We start from the raw sequence: 22,014 nt of genomic DNA, 5'->3' as shown, positions 1-22,014 counted from the left end.
CGACCTTTGATCCGTGGCCATTGCTACGGAATAGCGATCATGGTTGTCAGCGAGCGATCAGGTTGGTTGTGCATGGACGCTCAGGTGGCGTCGTTCCTGAATCATTGATTGAGCTGCAGCAGGCGCTCCAGCAACGTCGTCAGGCTCCTGTGCAGCTGGAAGTGCTCACTGCCGATACACCACCGGCGTGCTCAGAGCAGCCCAGTTGGTTGGTGCCTTTGTTGTTGTGGCCGGGATCGCATGCGCGTGCGGATGTGCCTGAGATCAGACATCGCATGCAGCGTGAAGGCGCGGACGTTGAGTTGCTTCCTTTCCTTGGGTCTTGGCAAAGCTGGTGGGCTCTCGTGGCTGAAGCACTTCAGCCCTTTGCTGCTCAGGGCTCAGTTCTGGTTCATCACCCATTGAGTTCTGAAGAGGCCGATCGTTTCCTCTTGGAGTTGTCCGAGCGCATGCGGCTGCCTCTGCTGTCCTTCGACGATTGGTCTGACTATCAGAAAATCCACCCCGAGGCTCACCCACTGATGCTTGCGCTGGCCCCCAATCGCATGACGGAGGCACTGAGCGAGGCTGGAGGTCTTCCACCGCTTCTTGACCTCGCTCTGATTCGTCAGGGCCTGATCGACTTGCTTGCCGCTCTGCCGTGACGACTGCTGAACTCACCGGAACCGTTTATCTCGTCGGTGCAGGCCCTGGAGATCCCGATTTACTCACTGTGAGGGCCCATCGCCTGTTGGGTCGCTGTGATGCATTGGTCTACGACTCCCTGGTTCCTCGCGAGGTTCTTGACCTAGTGCCCGAGCACTGTGAGCGCCATTTCGTGGGCAAGCGTCGTGGGCATCACTCCGTTCCCCAGCCGAGTACGAATGCGGTGCTGGTGACGTTGGCAGCCCGCCACCGCTGCATTGTGCGTCTCAAGGGCGGGGATCCTTTTCTGTTTGGACGTGGCGGTGAGGAAGCTGCGCATCTGGTGAAACACGGCGTTTCGGTGCAGGTGGTGCCAGGGGTGACCGCTGGTATTGCCGCACCCGCCTACGCCGGTATTCCTGTGACCCATCGTCGCGCCGGTTCTTCCGTCACCTTTGTGACCGGTCATGAGGAGATCGACAAGCGCCGCCCCAGTGTGAATTGGCGCTCATTGGCCACAGCCAGTGATGGTCTGGTGATTTACATGGGTCTGCACAACCTGCCGAAGATCGCTGCGGAGTTGGAGGCAGGCGGTCTCAGCGCCGAGACCCCAGTGGCTGTCATTCAGCAGGGGACTGTGGCTGGGCAGCGTTGTCTCAAGGCGACTCTCTCAGACGTGGCAGCGCGTACCCGCAGTGAAGGCTTTGCTTCGCCCTCCGTGATTGTGGTTGGAGATGTGGTGAATGAGCAGGTGGAATCCTGTGCGCCACGGCCGGCCGATGTCACCATGCCGATTCCGTTTTGATGTTCACGCGGATCTCTACGTGATCTGCTTCTCTCAAACATGCCTGATCAATGTCTCTTGCTGAAGCGAGTTGGATCGTTGACTCTTTGGCAACTTCTGTATGAGGGAAAAAGTCTTTTCGCGAAATTGAGCACACTCATGGGCTGAACTATGTAGCAGTCCTTCAGCTAAAATTATTGCGCTTAGGTTGACGCCAGTTCAAAATATTTTTTTCTCTACGTGCTTTCGTATTGCAATTGTGTCAGCACATTGTTGAATAATTGCTCTCCATTTCGCTGTATTTGCTTGCCGAATCGTTTCCAGTCGGTGCGAAGTCGATCAGGGCCAGTCGGGCCCAGTGCATTCACGATGTAGGGGAGGTCGGCTTGAATCCAGTTCTCCAGGTTTGGCCTAGAGACCTCAAGGTGACACTGAATGCCAATGGCATGTCGACCGATTCTGAAGACTTGCTCGGGGCAGTGCAGAGAGGACCCAAGCAAAATGGCGTCTTTCGGTAGTCGTATTTGATCTCCATGCCAATGCAGTACCAGTGCACTGGTACCAAGGCCTTGTAACAGGGTTTCTTCGCTGGAATTCATCAACCAGTGAATGGCACCGATGCCTACTTCCTTGAGTGGTTGAGGTGGTTCCCCCATTCGAAGTGTTGTAACTGAACCACCGGCTGCTTGAGCTAATAGCTGAGCACCTAGGCAGATCCCCAGGACCGGCTTGCGGAGTTCGTGCCACGTCGATAGCCACACCAGTTCTTGCTTCAGCCATGCCAGTTGTTCCAAGTGGCGTTCGTTCACCCCCATAGGACCTCCCATTACGAGAGCAATGGTGTCCTCACATTCGCGGGGGTCTGGAAGTTGTTCTCCCTGATCCGGGCGGATCGTTTGAATTTGCATTCCGCGTTCGATCGCGAGTCTGCGAATGAGGTCAGGCTCCTCATGATTGATGTGTTGAATCACCAGCAAGGTGACGCTCATGCGCTTTTGACTATCGGTGCATCGACATCAACATATTCAGTGAAAACAGCTTGCACAAAAGCCTCTGGTTTTTGTGTGACCTTTCCTCGATGTCCAGCGGGCTCAGCCACTCAGTAGATGTCGCCACAGTTGTTCAGCCTCTGGAAAGGGATCCAGGACCATTCCGTTGACCGCATTCAGTGATCTGCAGCTCAGGCTGTTGATCAGTAAGGCCTGGTCGTTTGCTCGTAGCGCTGGGCCGATGGTCGTTTCTGTGACGAGTTCTTGTTGGAGTGCTTTGGCTCGCATTACACCTGGCAGGCAACCGCTGCTTAGCGGTGGGGTGATCCAGGCGCCGTGTCGTTTCACCAGCAGGTTGGCGCTGTCGCCGCAGCAGAGATCACCGCTTGTGTTGCGCAGCAGAGCCAGCTTTGACCCCTGTGCCTGCGCTTCTCGCCTGGCCTGAATCGCCTGGCCGTAGGCGAGGGTCTTGCATTGGCTCAGAACACTGTTGGCGTTGCGTTGTTCCTGAACACTGATCCAGGCCTGCGTGGGTTGAAAATTGGGCTGATGGGGTTGAAGGGTGAGCCAGAAGCGGTGCTGAGTTGGATCCGGATCAGCTGTTGGTAAGCCGATTCCGCGGCCAGCAATGCTGCCCCGGCTCCAGTTGAGACGCATCGCCCCCGCTGTGCCTGTTGTGTTTAGGCCTGCACGGCTGATGGCTTCTTCAACCAATTGCTCCAGCCAGGGGCGAGCCGGAGTAGCTGCCATGCCAAGTAGTGCTGCGCTGCGCTGCCAGCGCTGCAGATGTTCACTCAGAAGCTGGGCACTTCCGTCTTGGACCAGGACCGTCTCGAATAATCCATCTGCAAGCTGTAGACCTCGATCCGTGAGCGGCATGCCCAGTGCATCGGCGTTGCCCCACTCGCCGTTATGCCAGCCAAGGATTGTTGAGGTCATCTGAGTGCCTCCAGCAAGGGCAGCAGTTTCCAGTCGAGTTCGTCTGCTTCTGCTTCTGGATCGGAGTCAGCCACAATTCCGCAACCGGCATGCAGCCGTAGCTGCGTGTCTTTACGCAGCAGGGTGCGGATCAGGATGTTGCTGTCGAAGCAGCCGTTCCAGTCGATGTGGAGAATCGATCCGCAATAGGGGCCACGGGCTTGAGCTTCCAGTTCGTGGAGCCGTTGACAGGCCCTCAGTTTGGGTGCACCTGTGATTGAACCTCCTGGCCAGCTGGCCTCCAGTAGATCCACCCAGGTGGCGTTGGAACGCAGCTGGCCTGTGACAACGGAGGTGAGATGGTGAACCCGGGCGTAGCTCTCCAGCCGTACAAGATCCGGTACCTGCACCGATCCAGGCCGGCAGACGCGACCGAGGTCATTGCGTAGCAGGTCCACGATCATCACGTTTTCGGCGCGATCTTTGGCGCTGCAGACCAGGTCTGCTGCTAGGTCGTCGTCGATGCATGGATCGGCATGGCGCGGCCGGGTTCCTTTGATTGGTCTTGTCTGGACTGCTCCGCTGGCCTCCACCTGCAGAAAGCGTTCGGGGGAGGTGGAGAGAACCGCTTCACCTGTGGCAGCACCGCTGCCAACCAGCAGACCGCTGAAGGGAGCGGGGCATTGATCGCGCAACCGTCCGTACAGCTCCAGATTGCTGATGTTGTTCCTGAGCGTGCTGCTTGCGCAGCTGGTGAGGTTGGCCTGGAACAGATCGCCGCTGGAAATCAGCTCACGGATTGTGCTGACGCCGGCTTTGTATGTGGAGCGGTCACTGTGCCGATGCCAGCTGCATCCAAGCGTCTTTCCTTGCCATGAAGTGATCTTCGTTGGTGTCAGGCATTCCAGGGTCCTTGCCATGGCCGCGTGGCGTATGGGGTCGACGCCTTCCAGTTGGATTTCTCTGGCTTTGAGATCAAATCGCAGCACAGGATCGTGGCGTGCGATCCAGAGGGTTGCCATCACATCGCGACGCCAGGGGTTGCCGGGTTCCGTCCAGGCGGCTGCGTCATAGCTGAGCCATCCAGTCCAGTGGCCGTCCTTGAGGTGCCGCAGCGTTGTGAAGGGATTGGACGCTCCTGGATCACCCGGCAGCCCTCGGCAGCAGTACTGCTCCAGAGGATCAACCGCCAGGGTGATGTGCCGTCCAAGTTCGCTGCCATCTCCATCGAGCCAGATCAGGCCGTTCTCACCGTGAAGGTGAGCCAGGTTTTCAGCGACCAAGGCCGGCTCCAGCCAGGGCAGACGGCTGCGCAACAGGGTCATCGGCTTTCGCTGCTGCACAGATCGGGGCGGCCGGCATCGCGCAGGGCGGCATCACGAATGCGACAGCTGTCGCAGACGCTGCACGGTTTGCTCCCACCGCTGTAGCAGCTCCAGGTCGACTCGATCGGCACGCCCAGGCGTAGAGCTTCCTCCACGATCCGTTGCTTGCTCCATGTCACCAGTGGTGCCCAGAGCCGGGGGCCATGTCCTTCCCGCCCCACCTTGCTGCTGAGGTTGGCAAGGGTCTGGAAAGCCTCCAGATAGTCGGGCCGGCAATCGGGATACCCCGAGTAATCCACGGCATTCACTCCAAGAACGACGCGGTCTGCGTTGCGGGCCTCAGCCAGGCTGAGGCCGATGCTGATGAATACGGTGTTCCTTCCAGGCACATAGGTGTTGGGGATGACTCCCTCCTGCACCCCATGGGTCGGTAATGCCTGTTGTTGATCCGTCAGCGACGATCCGCCCCAACTGGCCAGGTTCACGCTGATGGTGTGGTGCTCGGCCAGGTTCAGAGCTTCGGCGATGGTATTGGCTGCCTGCAGTTCACGTCGATGGCGCTGGCCGTAATCGAACGAGAGCCCGATCACTCTCCCGCCCGCTTCCATTGCTAGAGCTGCCGCTGTGGCGGAATCCAGCCCGCCTGATAAGAGGGCAATCGCGGTGAAATCGGTCATGCTGAGCATTCTGTTGCCCTTGGGCTGATGACGAAGCCTCCGCATCAGTTGTTGAAGCTGATCGCCTACTTTGGAGCTGCTCTGTCGCTCTCCGCTTTTGCTGCGCTGCCTGGAGTTGCGATTCCCCGCCTGAATCTGATCGGTTATCCGGAGCCAGCCTCCGGCCTTAAGCGTTGGGTGATTCAGCCCTCGGGTTTGCTTCCCAAGAGCGCAGATCCACTCATCTCTGCACATCCACTCGACTGGCGGATTCAGTTGATCGTGGGCCAGACGGTCAGGCTCGATTGCAACAGCAAGCGCCTTTCAGGCTCTGGGATGACCATGCGCATGCTGCCCAAGGCATCCGGTAAGGCCCTGTTCGAAGTGAAGGGACCCGTTGCTGTGATCAGCACCAAGATGGCCTGCTCTGATGATCAGCCCACCCGAATGTCTTTCCTATCGCTGGGCAAGCAGCCCTACCTGGTTCCTTACAACGCCTCCTGGCCGATCGTTGTGGATCTCCCGGTAGGCACCGAGTTGCGTTGGCGGGTCTGGAAAGCCGAGACCCGTCAGCAGATGGGTGTGCAGCTCTGATCAGAGTTGCCGCAGCGAGTCGGTTTTGCTCTGGAAGGTGTTCAGCAACAGTTGCAGATAACTGACACTGCGCAGTTTGATGTTGGCTGTGAGCGACATGCCCACCTGAAGGGGCAGCTGCTTGCCGCTCTTGAGTTTGAGTTGCTGGCTATCCAACTTGATCACTGCTGGGTAGGTGTACTCCTGGCGCATCTGCTGGGGATTGGGAGGAAGTGCGTCTGATCCCACCGATTCAACGGTGCCTTCCAGCACACCGAAGTCACTGGCTGGGAAGGAGTCGATGCTGATATCGGCTGGCTGACCTGCCCGGACGAAACCAATCTTGTTACTTGGAATCATCACGTCGGCCTCCAGGGTGTTGAAGGGCACGACCTTCAACATCACCTCCGACGACATCGACTGAGAGATGAAGCCAGGGTTGTTGATCTTGAGATCGAACACGATCCCATCCACGGGTGCGCGCAAGGTCTGGTTCTTATTGGTCACCCGCACTTCGGTGAGGTTGGCGTTGAGTTGGGCTCGTTCGCTGCGTAGGCCAGCCAATTCAGCATTGAGCTGTTCGATCTGCTGATCGACCTGGTTGATCTGACGGCGACCATCAATCTCGCGTTTGGTGAGTTCTCCTTTGAGCTCCTGCACTTTGTTGCGCTGCTGGAGGTACTGGATGTCAGGGACTGCTCCGTCTTTTGCCAGGCTTGCGAGGCGATTCAGGATGTCCTGCTCGAGGCCGAGATTGATTCTGGTACTAGCTAGTTGTTCGCGATTCAGATCAAGCGTGCGCTCACGTTCCTGTTTCTTGAGCAGGAGTTGTTGTTGCTTCTGACTGATCTGGGTTGTTTTCTCATTCACACCATTCGTCAGCGACTTGAGCTGCTCGGCGCTGCTTTCCTGATCGAGTCGGATCAGAGCCTCCCCTTTGCTGACCCGCTGACCATTTTTCACCAGGATTGCCTCCACCACTCCGCCGGGTGGGATCCGCACGTCTTTGACATTGCCGACTGGTTCGAGCTTTCCAGTGGCCACCACAACTTCTTCGGTGCGAGCGATGGCCAGCCAGCCGATGCCGATCACGGTGGTGCCGATCAGGCTCCAGGTGACTGTTTTCATCCAGAAACGGCTCTGCTGCAGGACGTTGTCCTGATCGGAGATCGTTGTGATGCGACTCTCGAGCGCGGAGCGGGCCTGCTTGACCAATTTGCCCGCTGAGGTGTTCTTGTCGTTGCCGTTGGGATCCATCGTCATCTCAGCTGGCCTCCTGCTGGCGGTAAAGCGCGTAGTAACGACCGCGTTTATCCATCAATTCAGCATGGGATCCCTGTTCCACCACAGCACCCTGGTGCATCACCACGATCAGATCGGCGCGGCGGACGGTTGAGAGGCGGTGGGTGATGAAGAAAACCGTGCAGCCACGTATCGACTGAATCAAGTTGTCGCAGACCTTGCGTTCGGTTTCGTAATCCAGGGCGCTGGTTGCTTCGTCCATCACAAGCAGCTTGGGATTGGCCAGAAGCGTGCGGGCGATGGCAATGCGCTGGCGTTGGCCTCCGCTTAGGGAAGCACCCCGTTCTCCTACAGGTGTGCTGTAACCGGAGGGCAGTTCCATGATGAAATCGTGGGCACAGGCCACTTTGGAGGCCCGCACGATCTCTTCACTTGATGCGTCAGGCTGCGTGAGAGCGATGTTCTCGCTAACGCTGCCTGAGAAGAGCAGCGGATCCTGTGGAACGATGCCGATCTGACGGCGCAGTGAATACAGCTCGACCTTGTCGATGTCGTAGTTGTCGATCAGGATTCTTCCTTGATTCGGGGAGTAGAGCCGAGGCAGAAGCTTCATCAACGTGCTTTTGCCGCTGCCGCTTTGGCCGACGATGCCTACGAAGGTTCCAGGCTTCACCTGTAGGCAAACATCGCTGAGTACCGGAGCCGTTCCCGGCGAGAACGCGAAGCTGAGGTTGTCAAAGTGCACGGCACCGATGATCGGCGGGAGGGGAACCTTGGCTTTGTCTTGGTCGTCGGATTCCTGCGGGGTGTCGATCACATCAGCCAGTCGCTCGAAGCTCACCCGCAGTTCCTGGATCGTCTGCCAGATCGAAGAAAGACGTAGTAAGGGCTGGGTGACGTAGCCGGAGATGATCCGGAAGGCGATCAACTGGCCCAGGGTGAGCTCGCCAGACAGCACGAGGGAGGCGCCGACCCAGAGCACCAGCAACTGAGAGATCTTTTGCAGCACCTGCGATGTCTGGCTCAGGGCCGTTCCTGTGATGGTTTTTTCGAAACTGCGGTTGACGTACTGGCCATAGCGCTCCTGCCAGGTCCAGCGGCTGATCATTTCCACGTTCTGGCTTTTCACTGTTTGAATTCCGGTGAGCACTTCCACCAGATGGCTCTGGGTGGAGGCATTCGCTTCCGCAGATTTGCGGTACTGCCGGCGGAACAAAGGAGCACCGAGCAGAGTCAGGCCGACTTGAATCGGCAGGACGGCCAGGGCGATCAGCGTCAGTACCCAGCTGTAAATCAGCATCACCACGATGTAGATCACGGAGAACGCCGCATCCAGCACCGTTGTTAGAGCCTGACCGGTGAGGAAGTTGCGGATCTTTTCCAGTTCGCTGATGCGGGAGCCCAGCTCTCCGACGGGGCGCCGGTCGAAATAGCCGAGAGGAAGTCTGAGCAAGTGGTCGATCACCTCAGCGCCCAGGCGTTGATCGATGCGATTTGTGGTTTCCGAGAAGAGGTAGGTCTTGAGACTTCCCAGGACTCCTTCCAACAGCGTTACAGCAACGAGGGCAATGCCTAATACCTGCAACGTGTCGAGGCTGCGCTGGTTGATCACCTTGTCGATGATCACCTGGATCAGAAGTGGATTGGCGAGGGTGAACAGCTGCACCACGAAACTGGCGAGCAGCACTTGAATCAGTACACCGCGGTAGCGCTTTAAGGCAGGCCAGAACCAGCCAGGTCCGAACTTCTGCTCCGGGGTGGTGTTGGTGCGATCCAACAGCAGCAGATCGATGCCCTCGGGGAAGGTGCTCTCCAGCTGATCGGCATCCAGTTCCACGAAGCCCTGGCTTGGGGAGGCCAACAGCAGGCCGCGCTGATCACTGCGCACCGCCAGGGCAAAGGCTTCACCCCAGGGCACCAGGGTTGGGGTCTGCAGGCGTACCCCCATGTGGGCCGCCACTTTGGCGCCGGACACATGTAGGCCTAGACCAGCTGCAATCTGCCCGCAAAGTCTCAGGCTGGGTCTTTGACCTCGCCGCAGTTGATCGCGCAGGACGCGTTCGATCGCATCGCGACGGAACGGCAGGTTCATCAACTTGGTGAGCATCTGGAAGCAAGCCAGCGTCTGTTCAAGAACCCCCTCCCCTGCCACGAAGAAATCGCGATGGCTTTCGTTTGTCTGGTTGAAACGGCTGACCGGTGGACGCAGAGGAGCTTGAGGAATTTCGCCACCGTTGCTATTCCCCGCTGAGTGGCTCACCACCTCTGCTTCGACAAGCTCTGGTGGCTCTTCAAGAACCACTTCCCTTAGAGCGTCCTTGGGTAGAGCAATCAGTCTGGTCTTCAGTCCATGTGTGTCTGGCGTTAAGGCAGCGATGGTTTCGGCATCGCTGAGCTGATCTCCGAGTGAAGCGTCCGTAGTGTTAGCCGGCTGGCTGGCGAGGAATAGTTGCATTCCGCCGCTGAGAGCGCCTTGGATGGCGCTGGAATTTCTTGCATCCAGCATCTGAGCAGCTGGCAGCAGCTCAGTCAGCAAGTCGGTGAGCGAATTTGTTTGTCTGGGTGAATTTTCGAGCTTTCTTTGCAGCAGGTCTGCCAGTTCCGCTTCCCAGAGATGGTTCTGGCAGGCCTTCGCGATGCCCTGGTCTGTCGTAAACAGATTGAGTAGCTGTTCATCGCGCAAGCTGTAAGCCACCAGCTCAGTCGCAGCGCGCACCTCTTCACAGGGACATCCCCGTAGGAGAGAGGCCAATCCGATGAAGCTCCCTTGTTCAAGTCTGGCCAGGGTGCTCAGGCGTCCATTCTGGTTTCCGATCAGACGGGCACTGCCAATGTCGATCAGCAGAATCTGGCTGGGTATGAAGCGTCTTTCACAAAGGGGTTGCCCAAGCGCATAACGCTGGATTTGTCCTTGAGACAAAAATCTGGTGCGCAGAGCATCAAGCCCATCAGACGTTTTGTTGTCCAGAGTCTTTAGGGCATCGAAATGCCATCTTCAGCCGAAAGAAGAGATTTGACCACTGCTTTGGTTTCGCTCGTTAACCAGTCCTGGAGAAGTTCGTTGGCCATTCGCTGACGCATCGCGTCGTTGAAGCTGGCCTCTTGGCGTTCGTCCAGACGAGCGACGACCCACCATTGCTCGATCAGGATTGGCTCTTGCGCAACCCCTGGAGTTGCTGTTCGCAAAAGCTGTTGAAGTCTGGGATGGGCTTGTTTCAGGCTTCCTGGCCCTACTTTTCCGCCACTGCGTTGTTCAGGGCCTTCACTGTGGTCTGCGGCTAAGTTTTCAAAGCTGGCTTCATTGGCCTCTAATTGGAGGTAAAGCTCGTAGGCCATGCCTGAGTCTTTAACGCGTAGAAGGCTGTAGGAAACCTGATCTATTTGTTCTTTGCGTTGCAGAAAATGGGCCTCCGCCTGATTGCCAAATTCATCGATGGCCAGCTTGGAGAGTTTGATAGGAAGGCTTAATTGATGGATAAGTTCATCCCTATTTAGACAGTGATCTTCTAGCCATTTGTTCAATGACGCATCATTGTTGAGTTGCTCTTTTTGACAGTGGTCTTTGAGTGCTTTTTGAATTAGGTCCACTGGTGGATTTAATGATTCAGTGGCTTTTTCAATTACCTGTCGGCGAACAAGTGACAGAAGCAGATCTGTACTTCTGAGTAAATCAAGGGTGTTGGTGCCCAGGGCTGTGAGAGACGCTTGAACAGAGTGACGGAAGTCGTCCATGGATTAGAACCTAGCGATGGTTCTCAGTGGCTTGCTATTGATCACTCTCAGTGGGGTAGCAGTGTGCCGAGGTCCAGGGCAAAGGCCTGACGACCTTCCAGTCGTCTGAGCTCCACATGGAGATGTTCGGTGCTGGCGGAGCCGCTGCGACTCACACGACCGATGTGGTCCCCGGCTTGCACCAACTGACCGGTATGAACGTCTGCGCTCTGCAGGTGCGAATAAAAGGTCTGCCAGCCCGCAGCCATGGTTGAGCAGCACCGTGAGCCCATAGCCGCTGATCGTTTGCACCAGTTGCACCCGTCCGGAAAGCATGGCGAGCACTGGGGTTGCTGCAGGAGCGATCAGGTCATGGCCCACGTGCATGCGCCAGTGTTGGCGATGGTTTGAGTAGCGCTAGCCATAGGGCTGAACCTCCTCGGCAAGTTGAGGTAACGGATACACCAGACGCAGCGTTTCCCCTTTTCGGAACGGACGGTGCGAATCGGGTAGCTGACGCGGGCGGCCTTGGCTCAGCAAGGCCAGATTCGAAACACCGGTGCGTTCAGGGATCTTTTCGGGAGGGAGAGGTTTTGCACAGATTCTCGGTGCCTGGCCGACAAAGGCCCATGCGATCCCAATCGCCGTGGGTGCGATCAGCAGCAGATTGTTGCGCTGCATGGCAAACCGATCTGATTCCGCTGTTGTATCGATTCAGCGCACGCCGAGCCACTTGTGGTTCTGCAGGCTCAGCCTCCAGCGTCCGTCTCCCTGTGCTTTGGTCACCGCCAGCTCCTGGCCTTCCTGGCTCTCCCACCCCGGTTGCACGAGCCAGTGAGCCTGAGGGGCCTGGGCGGCCACCACATCGGCGAACAGCAGATCTGCCGCTTCATGAACCACCACCTTCAGTTCGTGGCAGCAGCTGAGCAGATCCTGCCTTGGTGGTTTGTGTCGTTTCGGTGAGAGTGTGATCCAGTCGGGGCTTCCGCTGAGGGGATCCACGCCGCTGGTTTCGAGGTGAATGGGCAGTGAACAACTGCTGCGGATCGCGCTGGTGAGCGGTTCGAGTGGGTGATGCAATGGTTCCCCACCTGTGATGACCACGAACGCTGCACCCGCCTCTGCGGCCTGCAAGGCATCCTTCGCAAGGTCGGAGACGCTTCGTTGAGGGTGCACGTGTGCAGACCAGGAATGCTTGGTGTCACACCAGCTGCAGCCCACTTTGCAGCCACCAAGGCGGATGAAAAAAGCGCTGCGACCTGCGTGTAGCCCCTCCCCCTGCAAGGAGTGGAAGGTTTCCACCAACGGCAGGCCGTTCATGGACTCGGCAGTGATCAAGGGTTGCGGCTGGCCTCAGGGAAGTCGCGGCCGCCGATGGCCGAACCCTGTTGACGCAGTGCCTCGCTTGGACTCGAGGGCAGACGCAGCTGGGCTGCCTCGATCAAACCGCGGAACAGCGGGTGGGGCCTGCCCGGGCGCGACAGGAATTCCGGGTGGTACTGGCAGGCCGTGAAGAAGGGATGGCCCGGCAATTCGATCAGTTCCACCAGGCGGCCATCCGGTGAGCTGCCGCTGATGCGATAACCCGACTCGAGGAAGAGGTTGCGGTAGGCGTTGTTGAACTCATACCGGTGCCGGTGGCGCTCGTAGACCACCTGATCGTCGTAGAGCCGTGCAGCCATCGAGCCTTCTGCGATTCGGCAGGGGTAAACGCCAAGACGCATGGTGCCGCCGAGATCGACGACGTCCTGCTGTTCTGGAAGCAGGTGAATCACTGCATGTTGGCTGTCTGGATCGAGTTCAGCACTGGATGCATCAGTGAGACCGGCCTGATTGCGTGCCCATTCGATCACCGCTGTTTGCATGCCGAGGCAAAGACCCAGGAAGGGCACCCGTTGTTCTCTTGCCCAGCGAATGGCGGCCACCTTGCCGTCAACTCCCCGGTTGCCGAAGCCACCTGGCACCACAACGGCATCCATGCCTTTGAGCAGGCTTTCGGCTCCGTCGTTTTCGATCTGCTCGGCGCAGACCCAGTGCAAATCCAGTGAGGCATTCTGCGCCAGACAGGCGTGGCGAAGAGCTTCGACAACCGAGAGGTAGGCGTCGTTGAGTTGCACGTACTTGCCCACCAGCGCCACCTTGACGGTCGGCCCTGGGTTGCGCATTTGATGAATCAGTTGAGCCCAGCCCGCCATGTCGCTGTCATGGTCCTCCAGTTGCAGAACATCGAGGACTTCGCGGCAGAGGCCTTCGTTTTCAAGGGTCAACGGCACGGCATAGATGCTGTCGGCATCGAGGGAAGGGATGACGGCTCGTTCAGGAACCCCGCAGAAGCCGCCGATCTTGCGTTTGAGTTCCGCGTTGATGTCCCGATCGCTTCGGCAAACCAGCACATCGGGTTGGATGCCTATGGATCGCAGCTCCTTCACTGAATGCTGGGTGGGTTTGGTTTTCAGCTCTCCGGAGGTGCCGATGAAGGGCAGCAGGGTCACGTGGATGTAAGCCAGGTCGTGGCGACCCACATCGCCGCGGAATTCACGGATGGCTTCCAGAAACGGCAGCGACTCGATGTCACCCACGGTGCCGCCGATTTCTGTAATCACCACATCGGCGCCACTGTTGGCGGCCACACGATGGATCCGTTCGCGGATCTCACCGGTGATGTGAGGAATCACCTGCACCGTGCCGCCGTTATAATCACCACGGCGCTCCTTATTGATCACCGACTGGTAGATCGAACCGGTGGTCACGCTGTTGAGGCGAGACATCGCCGTATCCGTGAAGCGCTCGTAGTGACCCAGGTCGAGGTCAGTCTCAGCCCCGTCTTCAGTGACGAAGACTTCACCATGCTGAAACGGACTCATCGTGCCTGGGTCCACATTCAGGTATGGATCCAGCTTCAGGATCGACACGCTGTAGCCACGTGATTTCAGCAGGCGCCCCAGGCTGGCGGCCACGATTCCTTTGCCGATGCTGGAGACGACACCACCGGTAACGAAGACGAACTTGGCCATGAACCCCTGGTCGATTCTTCAATGTACCGATTGCACCAAGGGGTTGAGGTCTCGCTGAGGGTCAGCCCTCCAGCAGGCTCCTGAGCATCCAGGCGGTTTTTTCGTGAATCTGCAGGCGTTGGGTCAGCAGGTCAGCGGTGGGTTCATCGCTCGCGGCCTCCGCCAGAGGAAAGATGCTGCGAGCGGTTCTGGCTACGGCTTCATGGCCAGTCACCAGCTCCCGCACCATGTCGAGTGCAGCAGGTTGCTCGGTGACTTCCTGGATGGAGGCCAGTCCGGCAAGGGTCGAGCCGCCGTAGGGGGCCACCACGCCGAGAGCCCTGATGCGTTCGGCGATCTCGTCTAAGGAGTTCCACAGCTCGGTGTACTGGTCCATGAACATCAGATGCAGGGTGTTGAACATCGGACCGGTCACATTCCAGTGGAATCCATGCGTTTTTCCATACAGCACATAGGTATCAGCCAGTAAGCGACTCAGGCCTGCTGCGATCTCCTCGCGCTGTTCCTGAGGGATACCGATGTTGATCTGGGGCGTGCTGGCCATGGGAGTGGATGCGATAACGGTTGTTGGAGTTAGGAATCCAGGCCCAGGATGTAGTCCTTCACCTTGGATCGCCGCTGTGGTTGACGCAGCTTGAGCAAGGCACGCGTCTCGATCTGGCGAACCCTTTCTCGCGACAGCGCCATCGCTTCACCGATTTCCGCCAGGGTGCGCGGGTGATCATCCTCGAGTCCGAAACGGCTACGGATCACTTCCGCTTCCCTTGGTGTGAGCTCATCCAGCAAATGCTCCAGGTCGTCATGGAGGGAGTCGCGGGTGAGGGTCTGCTCAGGCGTGGCGCTGCCGTCTTCCAGCAGGTCTCCCAGCTGGGTGTCCTGGTCTTTGCCCACGCGGGTCTCCAGGGAGACGGAGCGAGGAACCCGCATCAGCGTCATGCGCACGGTTTCTTCGCTCAGTCCCAGTTCCCTGGCCAGATCACTCACCGACGCCAGTCGCCCCTTTTCCGTGGCGATCTCCTGCTGGACGCGTTTGATGCGGTTTAGTTTTTCGGTGACATGCACCGGTAGGCGGATTGTTCGACTCTGGGTGGCGATGGCCCGGGTGATTCCCTGTCGGATCCACCAGTAGGCGTAGGTGCTGAAGCGGAAGCCTCGGGTGGGGTCGAACTTCTCAACCGCCCGCTCAAGGCCCAGCGTGCCTTCCTGAACCAGATCCAGCAGCTCCATGCCCCGTTGCTGATACTTCTTCGCCACCGCAACCACAAGGCGCAGGTTGGCCTGAATCATGCGGTCGCGGGCCCTGCGGCCTTCACGAAGTCTGCGCTGCAGTTCCTTGGCCTCAAGGCCCACCTCGTCTGCCCACAGGCTGTACCCCTCATTCAGCTGTCGATTGAGTTCCTCCAGGGGCAATTCAGCTGCCCGTGCCCATTCCTGACGTGTGGGCCAATGGCTCACCTGATTGGCTTCGCGCAGCTGCAGTTCCTCCAGATCCAGCAGGATCCGGATTGCGGCATGGCGATTGCTGAGGTCCCGCTCCTGCACCAGCAGTTTCTCTCGCGCCTGGACCAGACGAGAGAGAGTGACTTCTTCCTCGCTTGTGAGCAGGTCGACTCGACCGATGTCCTGCAGGTACAGGCGCAGCAGGTCGTTGCCACCGCTCCAGCGGATCGGGGCATGCCCCGTCGATCGCGCGTGTTTGGCCAAGAAACCCTGGATGGCTCACTGTCCTTCCAGGGTTGATGCTCTGAGGGTTCAGTGCTCCGAACCGCTGGTTTCTGTTCGGGTTCTAGTTGGTGGCTTCGTCGTTCTCTTCGACCCAGGTGCTGGCCACATGCAGCTCCTCAAGCTGCTTGTCGGCAACAACGCCGGGAGCGTTCGTCATCAGACAACGCGCTTGCTGAGTCTTGGGGAAGGCGATCGTGTCACGGATTGATTCCTCGCCGGCCAGCAACATCACCATCCGGTCGACGCCGAAGGCCAGGCCTCCGTGGGGAGGAGCTCCCACATCAAGAGCGTCCATCAGGAAGCCGAACTGCTCCTGGGCTTCCTCCAGGGGCAGACCCACGGTCTGCAGCACTTGTCGCTGCAGGGCCGAGTCATGGATGCGCAGCGAGCCACCACCGAGTTCGAGTCCGTTGAGCACGAGGTCGTAGGCCTGAGCGCGGGCTTGCGGCAGTGTCTTGGCCCACTCCGATGGCTCGTTGCCCAGATCTTCGCTGTTGGGAGCGCAGAAGGGGTGATGCAGAGCCTCAAAACGATTCTCATCGCTGTTGAACTCGAACATCGGGAAATCCACGACCCAGAGGAAGTTCCATTGGTCGTTGTCCCGGTCGGCTTGGACCATGCCCAGCTCCTTGGCCAGATACTGACGCACCCGGTCGAGGGCTTTGTTCACCGTGGCGGTGTCACCGGCACCGAACAGCAGCAGCGTGCCTGGCTGAGCTCCGGTGCGACTCAGCAGCTCCTGCTTCTGTTCCTCGCTGAGGTTGTCTTTAATCGCGCCGATGGTGTCGATCTCGCCTGCTTCGCGCACGCGGATGAAGGCCAGGCCACCGGCTCCAGCGGCCTGGGCCTCACTGAACACATCTCCACCGGGCTTGATGCGCACATTGGAAAGGGCGTCGTTGCCGCCTGGCACCGCTATCACCTTCACCGCGCCGCCGGACTTCACCGCACCGCTGAACACCTTGAAGCCCATGTCCTTGACGATGTCCGAAACGGTCACCAGCTCCATGCCGTAACGGGTGTCGGGCCTGTCGGTGCCGTAGCGTTCCATCGCGTCATGCCAGGTCATGCGCGGGAAGGGTCTCGGCAGCTCGATTCCTTTCACCGCCTTCCAGATGGCGCAGATCAGCGATTCATTGAGCTCCAGGATCTCTTCCTGGTCCATGAAGCTCATCTCGATGTCCAGCTGGGTGAATTCCGGCTGGCGATCGGCGCGTAGGTCTTCGTCGCGGAAGCAGCGGGCCACCTGGTAATAGCGCTCGATGCCGCCCACCATCAGCAGCTGTTTGAACAGCTGGGGCGACTGGGGCAGGGCGAACCAGTCGCCGCCACATACGCGGCTGGGCAGCACGTAATCACGGGCGCCTTCCGGTGTGGAACGCGTCAGGACGGGAGTCTCCACCTCAATGAAGCTCTGCTCCTCCAGGAAGCGGCGCGCGGCCTGGATGGTCTGGGCGCGTAGGCGCAGGTTGTCGTTCATGCGCTTGCGGCGCAGATCCAGATAGCGGTGGCGCAGGCGCAGCTCCTCGCGTGTGTTCTCCTCGTCGTGCACCGAAACGGGGAAAGGAAGGTTTCCTTTCACGCTGTTCAAGACCTTGATACCGCTGGCCAGCACCTCCACAGCACCGGTCGCCAGCTTGTCGTTGAGAGATTCGGCAGGGCGGGCTCGCACCTTGCCATTCACCTGCAGCACGGTTTCGCTGCGCAGATGTTCGGCCACAGCAAAAGCCTCAGCGCCCAGGTCGGGGTCAACGGTGATTTGCACGGTGCCGCTGCGGTCGCGCAGGTCAATGAAAATCACACCGCCGTGGTCGCGGCGTCGATCCACCCAGCCGCAGAGCTGCACCTGCTTATCAATGTGCTGCTTGCGCAGGTCGCCGCAACCGTTGCTGCGCATGGGAACTATCAGCTGGTGACAGGCGAGTTTCCCATAGCCCGGGACCCTTTATCCACGTCGATAGAAGGGCCGCTTCACCACTGTGGCCGGTTGCACCTGCCCTCGGATCTCCACGCCCAGTTCGCTGCCGACTTTGGCCAGTTCCTTGGGCACTAGGGCAAGGGCGATGGCTTCTTTCAGGGTGGGTGACCAGCTGCCGCTGGTGACCACCCCAACCTTTTCTCCGTTGTGCAGCACTGGGTAGTCGTGCCGGGCAATGGCGCGTCCCTGCAGCTTCAGTCCCACCAGCCGCTGGGAGGCTCCCTGGGCGGCGACTTGCTCCAGGGCCTGACGTCCAACGAAGTCTTGCGGCATTTCGAGGTGCACCAGCCAACCCAGGCCTGTCTCGAACGGGTTGGTGCTGGCGGTCATGTCCTGGCCATAAAGATGCATGGCGGCCTCCAAACGCAGGGTGTCTCGTGCTCCTAGACCGCAGGGCTCGACATCGAGTTCCAGCATTTGCGCCCAGAGTTTGCGACCGTCTGACCGGCTCAGCAGTAGTTCAGCACCGTCTTCTCCCGTATAGCCGGTTCGGGCGCAGAACACCTGGTCGCTCAGCCCTTGCAGTTGCAGCAGGCGATGGCCAAAGCGGGGCAGCTCGTGCAGAGACTCTCCGCTGAGTGTCTCGACTATTCCGATCGCCTTCGGGCCCTGCAGGGCGAGTAGCACGCCATCACGCTTTTCATCTTGAACACTGAGACCTCGCGGTTCCAGCTGCTGTTTCATCCAGGCCGTGTCGCTGTTTGCGCAGGCGGCATTGATTACCACCAGCACGGTGCCGTCGCCGGATTCGGTTTCCCCCTGGTCGTAGACGATCAGGTCATCACGGATGCCGCCTTTGTCGTTCAGCAGCACGGTGTAGCAGGCCTGCCCCACTCCGATCCGGTGCAGGTCCGTTGGCACCAGAGTCTGGAGTGCGTCTTTGGGGTTACTGCCTTCGATTCGAAGCACGCCCATGTGGGAGATGTCGAACATCCCCACGTCTTCACGCACGGCTTTGTGCTCTGCGATGAGCCCTGAGAACTGAACTGGCATTTCCCAGCCAGCAAAAGGAACCATGCGGCCCTTGGCCTCTCGGCAGAGGTCATGGAGAGGCGTACGTTGCAGATCCATGACGGAGATCAGGCGTTCACAGCGGATCCTATGGATGATGTTCCGGTTTGCGTTGGAAGTGGAAGCAAAGCCGCAGATTGCGGCTTCAGCATCGACCGCTACTCAAAGCGTCCTTAGCTTGAATGACCCAGTTCAGACAGCCTTCTGTCCAAGTCTTCCTGCCAGTCCTGTCAGCACTGCATCCCTGCACAGGGCGGTGGGGGTGGTGGATGGTGCAGGTTGCGCAATCTGACGGTTCACGTTGAGCTTGCACGCGTGATTTGGTGCCATCACTGGACGGCTCGTGCCCCGGTGCTTCCTGGCCTCGTGCCTCCTGACCAGCCTCTCGTTGGAGGCGACCGACAGTTGGATCTTGGATCTTCCGTGGATGGTCTTGGTCAGTCCGGAGAGCCAGCGCAGGTGTTGTGAACCAACGGGGTGTGTTGTTTCAATTACAACAACCCTTGAATCGGCCGCAACAATAAGGAGACTGATCGTGATTAACGTTTCCCTTGTCGGTCCCCACCCCTATGCCGACCGCTGTTCAGCTGATTGCTGAGCATCGCAATGTTGAGCTATTGCTGCTGCCGACAGGGAGCATCCTGTTTGAGCGGGGTGAGTCGGTGAGTGCTCTTTATGCGATTGAGCGTGGACTGGTGGAGCTCACGACCGGTGGTCGTGACCGCCTCCGCTATGGCGATGGAGAGGTCTTCTTTTATGAAGACCTGGTGGTTGATGACGCACATCACAGCCGAACAGCGCGTGCGATCACCCCGGTGCACGTGCTTCGGTTGGATCGCAACAGCTTTTTAGAGCTGATTCACAGGCATCCCACACTCGTGCTCAGCCTGCTCAGTGGTCAGCATCGTCGACTGCGGGAGCAGCGTCTTGGCGCTGCTCACTTTTACTGAGCCATCAGCAGCAGCAGGCTGCGGGTCACCTTGGCTGCCAGAACGCTGCTGATGCCACTTCGGTCCAGTTGAGGAGCCAGTTCAACAACATCGGCTCCGACAAGGTTGTGGTGGCGTAATTCGCTCACCAGTTCAGCGAAGTGTCGCCAGAGGAAGCCCCCTGGTTCGGGGGTCCCGGTGCCCGGCATCACGGCCGGGTCAAACCAGTCCAGGTCAACGGTGAGATAAAGAGGTTGGCCCCGCAAATTCCGCAGTCGGCAGACCATCTGATCGATGGGCACCAGGCGATTGCTGCTGCGCAGTTCGGAGAACTCTTCCTTAGTGCCGCTGCGAATCGCGATTTGCAGTAGCTCCCGGCTGGGAAGCACGTCTAGGCAGCGCCGCATGGCACAAGCGTGGCTGTGGCGAGATCCCAGCCATTGATCGCGCAGATCCGCGTGGGCATCGAGCTGCACGAGCGCCAGATCAGGATGCCGCTTGGCGACTGCGGCGACAGCTCCGGAGCTGATCGAGTGTTCTCCGCCCAGCATCAACGGCTTGAGCTGCAGGTCTTGGACATGGATCGTGGCGTTGTAAACGGCCTCCAGCACTGGCTCGGGGGCGCCGAAGGGGATCTCGACCGCTCCGAGGTCGGCATAGGCCATGGTTTCGAGATCAAGGTCGAGCTGGGGGCAGTAGGTCTCAAGGCCTGTACTCACCTCCCGCACGGCTGCAGGTCCGAAACGGGTGCCGGGCCTGAACGATGTCGTGCCGTCATAGGGCACGCCGAACAGGCCCACCTTGCAGCCGTCTGGATCCCGGCTGGCGCCCATGTAGATCGCCCCCTCTCGATCAAACAGTGAGTGGCCCGGGATGCTCACGCCAAGAGCTCCCGTTCGATGAAGGCAGGCATCGCTTCAAAGGCACCGGATTGCCAGCGTGGGCTCCAGATTTCGCAGCCTGAGGCGATGCTGGCTGCCCGCTCCGGGTCGGGGTTTCGGTAGCGGGGGCCGTCCACCGCTGCGAACGTCCAGCTCCACCAGCCGCTGGGGTACATCGGCACCCAGCCGTAAAGGGGGTCGGCATGGCCGAAGACATCCTTCAGCAGACGAACAGTGTCGATGTGAACCTGCTGGAAGGCCTCCGGAGATTCGCTCTGGGTGGCGAAGACGCCTCCCGGCCTGAGGATGCGCCGGCAGTGCTCGAAGAAGCTGCGGTTGAACAACCCTTCGGCTGGACCTGCCGGATCGGAACCATCCACGATCACCACGTCGTAGCTGGCGTGTCTGCAGTCCGCGGCCCAGGCAATGCCATCGCCCACCGTGAGGTGAAAGCGGGGGTCCTGCCAGCAGCCTCCACCCAGCGAAGCCAGATGCTTCTGACTGAGTTCCACCACCCGGCCATCGATCTCCACCATGTCGAGATGTTGAACGCCTGGATGGCGAAGGCATTCGCGGGCGGTACCGCCGTCGCCACCGCCGATCACCAGGATCCGTTCAGTGGCCGCGGCAGCGCAAAGAGCCGGATGCACCAGTGATTCGTGGTAATGCCGTTCCTGGCGCTCCGCTGTCATCCAGCAACCGTCCAGCAGTAGCCCTTTGCCGTAGCGCTCGCTCTCAATCACGGTGATGCGCTGAAAGTCGCTTTGTTCTTCCACCAGCACTCGTCCTGCGAGGCCATAACGAACCCCTTCATGGTGCTCATCGATCCAGCCGCCAGTGGCCGCGGATGCCTTGGTCATGCAGGTTGTGGAGGATTCCTTCCTCCAGCTAAGAACAGCGTTGGTTCATCGTTGCCCCGCAAAGGACCCAGACTGTCGAGATCACTTTCAGTGCTCATTGGAGTCGGAGTGTGATTCAGGATCTGCCGATTAATGACCGTTTGGTGATTCCAGCGGCTGAGTTGCAGTGGCGGTTTTCCAGGTCCTCGGGCCCGGGCGGGCAGGGAGTGAACACCACCGATTCGAGAGTGGAACTGAGATTTGACCTGGAGAGTTCGAAGGCCCTGGGTCCGTTCCGCAAGGCCCGGTTGCGGCAGCAATTGGCATCGCGATTGGAGGGGAACTGTCTGAGGGTGGTTGCTGCTGAGGAGCGTTCCCAGTGGCAAAACCGTCAGAGGGCCATGGCGCGACTGGCGGACTTGCTGAGAGAGGGACTCAAGCCGCCACCTCCGAAGCGCAGGCCCACACGGCCGGGACGTGCTGCTGTTCAACGCAGGCTGGATGCCAAAGGCAAGCGCAGCGAAGTCAAACGTCGCCGGCAAGGCCGGCCCTCACTGGATGACTAGAGATTGGTCCAGATGGATTTCTTGATTAAGGTGCGATTAACCAAGTTGTCTTGGAGGTGGATGGATGAATCAATCAAATACTCACCATCCTTCAGCAGAGCTAGTCAACCTGATGCGCCTGGAAGAAGGTGCCAGGAGTTGCACAACCCGTGATCAGGCTCGCGCTTTCATCCGCGAAGCCGACCAGGCAAAGCGCCACCTCTGGGGCACAACGGAAGGCACGATCGCTGCACACGACTAATTCCGATC

At 59.1% G+C, this 22,014-nt stretch carries 25 protein-coding genes; 8 read left to right on the top strand and 17 right to left on the bottom strand.

Annotated features, from left to right (window positions below; all coding sequences use genetic code 11):
- Positions 1 to 68: 68 nt before the first annotated feature.
- The gene (locus tag SynMITS9220_RS13020; RefSeq protein ID WP_370594346.1) at positions 69 to 644 is read left to right on the top strand and encodes a DNA mismatch repair protein MutS; all 576 of its coding nucleotides are present in this window, start codon (positions 69 to 71) and stop codon (positions 642 to 644) included.
- A complete protein-coding gene (gene cobA, locus SynMITS9220_RS13015) occupies positions 641 to 1,429 on the top strand; it encodes a uroporphyrinogen-III C-methyltransferase (RefSeq protein WP_115125842.1) in 789 nt (262 codons plus the stop codon). Before SynMITS9220_RS13020 ends, cobA begins: the two co-directional genes overlap by 4 nt.
- Before the next feature lie 215 nt (positions 1,430 to 1,644).
- Here cobA and SynMITS9220_RS13010 read toward each other — a convergent pair whose 3' ends face one another.
- The 4 genes from SynMITS9220_RS13010 to queC all read right to left on the bottom strand — a co-directional run bounded on the left by SynMITS9220_RS13010 (position 1,645) and on the right by queC (position 5,317).
- Positions 1,645 to 2,397 carry a type 1 glutamine amidotransferase gene (locus SynMITS9220_RS13010; protein WP_186989784.1) on the bottom strand — a complete coding sequence of 251 codons (753 nt, stop codon included), beginning with the start codon at positions 2,395 to 2,397 and terminating at the stop codon, positions 1,645 to 1,647.
- A gap of 102 nt (positions 2,398 to 2,499) precedes the next feature.
- A complete protein-coding gene (locus tag SynMITS9220_RS13005; protein ID WP_186989783.1) occupies positions 2,500 to 3,336 on the bottom strand; it encodes an aminotransferase class IV in 837 nt (278 codons plus the stop codon).
- Positions 3,333 to 4,640 carry an anthranilate synthase component I family protein gene (locus tag SynMITS9220_RS13000; RefSeq protein ID WP_186989781.1) on the bottom strand — a complete coding sequence of 436 codons (1,308 nt, stop codon included), beginning with the start codon at positions 4,638 to 4,640 and terminating at the stop codon, positions 3,333 to 3,335. The genes SynMITS9220_RS13005 and SynMITS9220_RS13000 overlap by 4 nt, the downstream gene beginning before the upstream one ends.
- A complete protein-coding gene (gene queC / locus SynMITS9220_RS12995) occupies positions 4,637 to 5,317 on the bottom strand; it encodes a 7-cyano-7-deazaguanine synthase QueC (protein ID WP_186989779.1) in 681 nt (226 codons plus the stop codon). The genes SynMITS9220_RS13000 and queC overlap by 4 nt, the downstream gene beginning before the upstream one ends.
- A gap of 27 nt (positions 5,318 to 5,344) precedes the next feature.
- Here queC and SynMITS9220_RS12990 point away from each other — a divergent pair, with 27 nt between their 5' ends.
- Positions 5,345 to 5,890 (top strand): ecotin family protein, encoded by a 546-nt coding sequence (locus tag SynMITS9220_RS12990; RefSeq protein WP_186989777.1) that lies wholly within the window; start codon positions 5,345 to 5,347, stop codon positions 5,888 to 5,890.
- On the opposite strand, the gene SynMITS9220_RS12985 is transcribed toward SynMITS9220_RS12990, so the two are convergent.
- The 4 genes from SynMITS9220_RS12985 to SynMITS9220_RS13450 are packed head-to-tail and all read right to left on the bottom strand — an operon-like array spanning position 5,891 to position 11,091.
- Positions 5,891 to 7,126 (bottom strand): HlyD family secretion protein, encoded by a 1,236-nt coding sequence (locus tag SynMITS9220_RS12985; protein ID WP_186992262.1) that lies wholly within the window; start codon positions 7,124 to 7,126, stop codon positions 5,891 to 5,893.
- A 7-nt stretch (positions 7,127 to 7,133) separates the two neighbouring features.
- On the bottom strand, positions 7,134 to 10,031 hold the full coding sequence (locus tag SynMITS9220_RS12980) for an ABC transporter transmembrane domain-containing protein (RefSeq protein WP_255483140.1): 2,898 nt from the start codon (positions 10,029 to 10,031) through the stop codon (positions 7,134 to 7,136).
- Positions 10,032 to 10,084: 53 nt separating this feature from the next.
- Positions 10,085 to 10,843: a peptidylprolyl isomerase gene (locus SynMITS9220_RS12975; protein WP_186989775.1), complete on the bottom strand. Its 759-nt coding sequence runs from the start codon at positions 10,841 to 10,843 to the stop codon at positions 10,085 to 10,087.
- A 47-nt stretch (positions 10,844 to 10,890) separates the two neighbouring features.
- Positions 10,891 to 11,091, bottom strand: a complete 201-nt coding sequence (locus tag SynMITS9220_RS13450; protein ID WP_255483139.1) for a peptidoglycan DD-metalloendopeptidase family protein — start codon at positions 11,089 to 11,091, stop codon at positions 10,891 to 10,893.
- Here SynMITS9220_RS13450 and SynMITS9220_RS13445 point away from each other — a divergent pair.
- Positions 11,090 to 11,233 carry a hypothetical protein gene (locus SynMITS9220_RS13445; protein ID WP_255483138.1) on the top strand — a complete coding sequence of 48 codons (144 nt, stop codon included), beginning with the start codon at positions 11,090 to 11,092 and terminating at the stop codon, positions 11,231 to 11,233. The two genes, SynMITS9220_RS13450 and SynMITS9220_RS13445, sit on opposite strands and share 2 nt — an antisense overlap.
- A 6-nt stretch (positions 11,234 to 11,239) precedes the next feature.
- On the opposite strand, the gene SynMITS9220_RS13440 is transcribed toward SynMITS9220_RS13445, so the two are convergent.
- The 7 genes from SynMITS9220_RS13440 to gcvT all read right to left on the bottom strand — a co-directional run bounded on the left by SynMITS9220_RS13440 (position 11,240) and on the right by gcvT (position 18,610).
- A complete protein-coding gene (locus tag SynMITS9220_RS13440) occupies positions 11,240 to 11,503 on the bottom strand; it encodes a hypothetical protein (RefSeq protein ID WP_255483137.1) in 264 nt (87 codons plus the stop codon).
- A gap of 33 nt (positions 11,504 to 11,536) precedes the next feature.
- Complete coding sequence (locus SynMITS9220_RS12965; RefSeq protein WP_186992258.1) at positions 11,537 to 12,142, bottom strand: 7-carboxy-7-deazaguanine synthase QueE; 606 nt, start codon at positions 12,140 to 12,142, stop codon at positions 11,537 to 11,539.
- 14 nt (positions 12,143 to 12,156) lie between these two features.
- Complete coding sequence (locus SynMITS9220_RS12960; protein ID WP_186989773.1) at positions 12,157 to 13,836, bottom strand: CTP synthase; 1,680 nt, start codon at positions 13,834 to 13,836, stop codon at positions 12,157 to 12,159.
- A 61-nt stretch (positions 13,837 to 13,897) separates the two neighbouring features.
- A complete protein-coding gene (locus SynMITS9220_RS12955) occupies positions 13,898 to 14,380 on the bottom strand; it encodes a Dps family protein (protein ID WP_186989771.1) in 483 nt (160 codons plus the stop codon).
- 29 nt (positions 14,381 to 14,409) lie between these two features.
- Positions 14,410 to 15,540, bottom strand: coding sequence for an RNA polymerase sigma factor, RpoD/SigA family (locus SynMITS9220_RS12950; protein WP_115125809.1), 1,131 nt, complete (start codon positions 15,538 to 15,540; stop codon positions 14,410 to 14,412).
- A gap of 82 nt (positions 15,541 to 15,622) precedes the next feature.
- On the bottom strand, positions 15,623 to 17,458 hold the full coding sequence (gene aspS, locus SynMITS9220_RS12945; protein WP_186989769.1) for an aspartate--tRNA ligase: 1,836 nt from the start codon (positions 17,456 to 17,458) through the stop codon (positions 15,623 to 15,625).
- 48 nt (positions 17,459 to 17,506) lie between these two features.
- On the bottom strand, positions 17,507 to 18,610 hold the full coding sequence (gcvT, locus tag SynMITS9220_RS12940) for a glycine cleavage system aminomethyltransferase GcvT (protein ID WP_186989767.1): 1,104 nt from the start codon (positions 18,608 to 18,610) through the stop codon (positions 17,507 to 17,509).
- 219 nt (positions 18,611 to 18,829) lie between these two features.
- Between gcvT and SynMITS9220_RS12935 the strand changes: the two genes are divergently transcribed.
- The gene (locus tag SynMITS9220_RS12935) at positions 18,830 to 19,018 is read left to right on the top strand and encodes a hypothetical protein (protein ID WP_231856363.1); all 189 of its coding nucleotides are present in this window, start codon (positions 18,830 to 18,832) and stop codon (positions 19,016 to 19,018) included.
- 101 nt (positions 19,019 to 19,119) lie between these two features.
- Positions 19,120 to 19,500, top strand: coding sequence for a cyclic nucleotide-binding domain-containing protein (locus SynMITS9220_RS12930; RefSeq protein WP_067093638.1), 381 nt, complete (start codon positions 19,120 to 19,122; stop codon positions 19,498 to 19,500).
- Here SynMITS9220_RS12930 and speB read toward each other — a convergent pair.
- Together speB and speE are read right to left on the bottom strand one after the other, a co-directional pair.
- Positions 19,494 to 20,312: an agmatinase gene (gene speB / locus SynMITS9220_RS12925; RefSeq protein WP_186992256.1), complete on the bottom strand. Its 819-nt coding sequence runs from the start codon at positions 20,310 to 20,312 to the stop codon at positions 19,494 to 19,496. The genes SynMITS9220_RS12930 and speB overlap by 7 nt on opposite strands.
- A gap of 44 nt (positions 20,313 to 20,356) precedes the next feature.
- Positions 20,357 to 21,220: a polyamine aminopropyltransferase gene (gene speE, locus SynMITS9220_RS12920; protein WP_186989765.1), complete on the bottom strand. Its 864-nt coding sequence runs from the start codon at positions 21,218 to 21,220 to the stop codon at positions 20,357 to 20,359.
- A 110-nt stretch (positions 21,221 to 21,330) separates the two neighbouring features.
- On the opposite strand from speE, the gene arfB reads away from it, so the two are divergent.
- Positions 21,331 to 21,765, top strand: coding sequence for an alternative ribosome rescue aminoacyl-tRNA hydrolase ArfB (arfB, locus tag SynMITS9220_RS12915; protein ID WP_186989763.1), 435 nt, complete (start codon positions 21,331 to 21,333; stop codon positions 21,763 to 21,765).
- Positions 21,766 to 21,829: 64 nt separating this feature from the next.
- A complete protein-coding gene (locus SynMITS9220_RS12910) occupies positions 21,830 to 22,006 on the top strand; it encodes a hypothetical protein (protein ID WP_186989761.1) in 177 nt (58 codons plus the stop codon).
- Positions 22,007 to 22,014: the final 8 nt, after the last annotated feature.

Source organism: Synechococcus sp. MIT S9220 (assembly GCF_014304815.1).
Classification (GTDB): Bacteria; Cyanobacteriota; Cyanobacteriia; order PCC-6307; family Cyanobiaceae; genus Synechococcus_C.
This window is presented reverse-complemented; position numbering and strand designations above follow the sequence as displayed.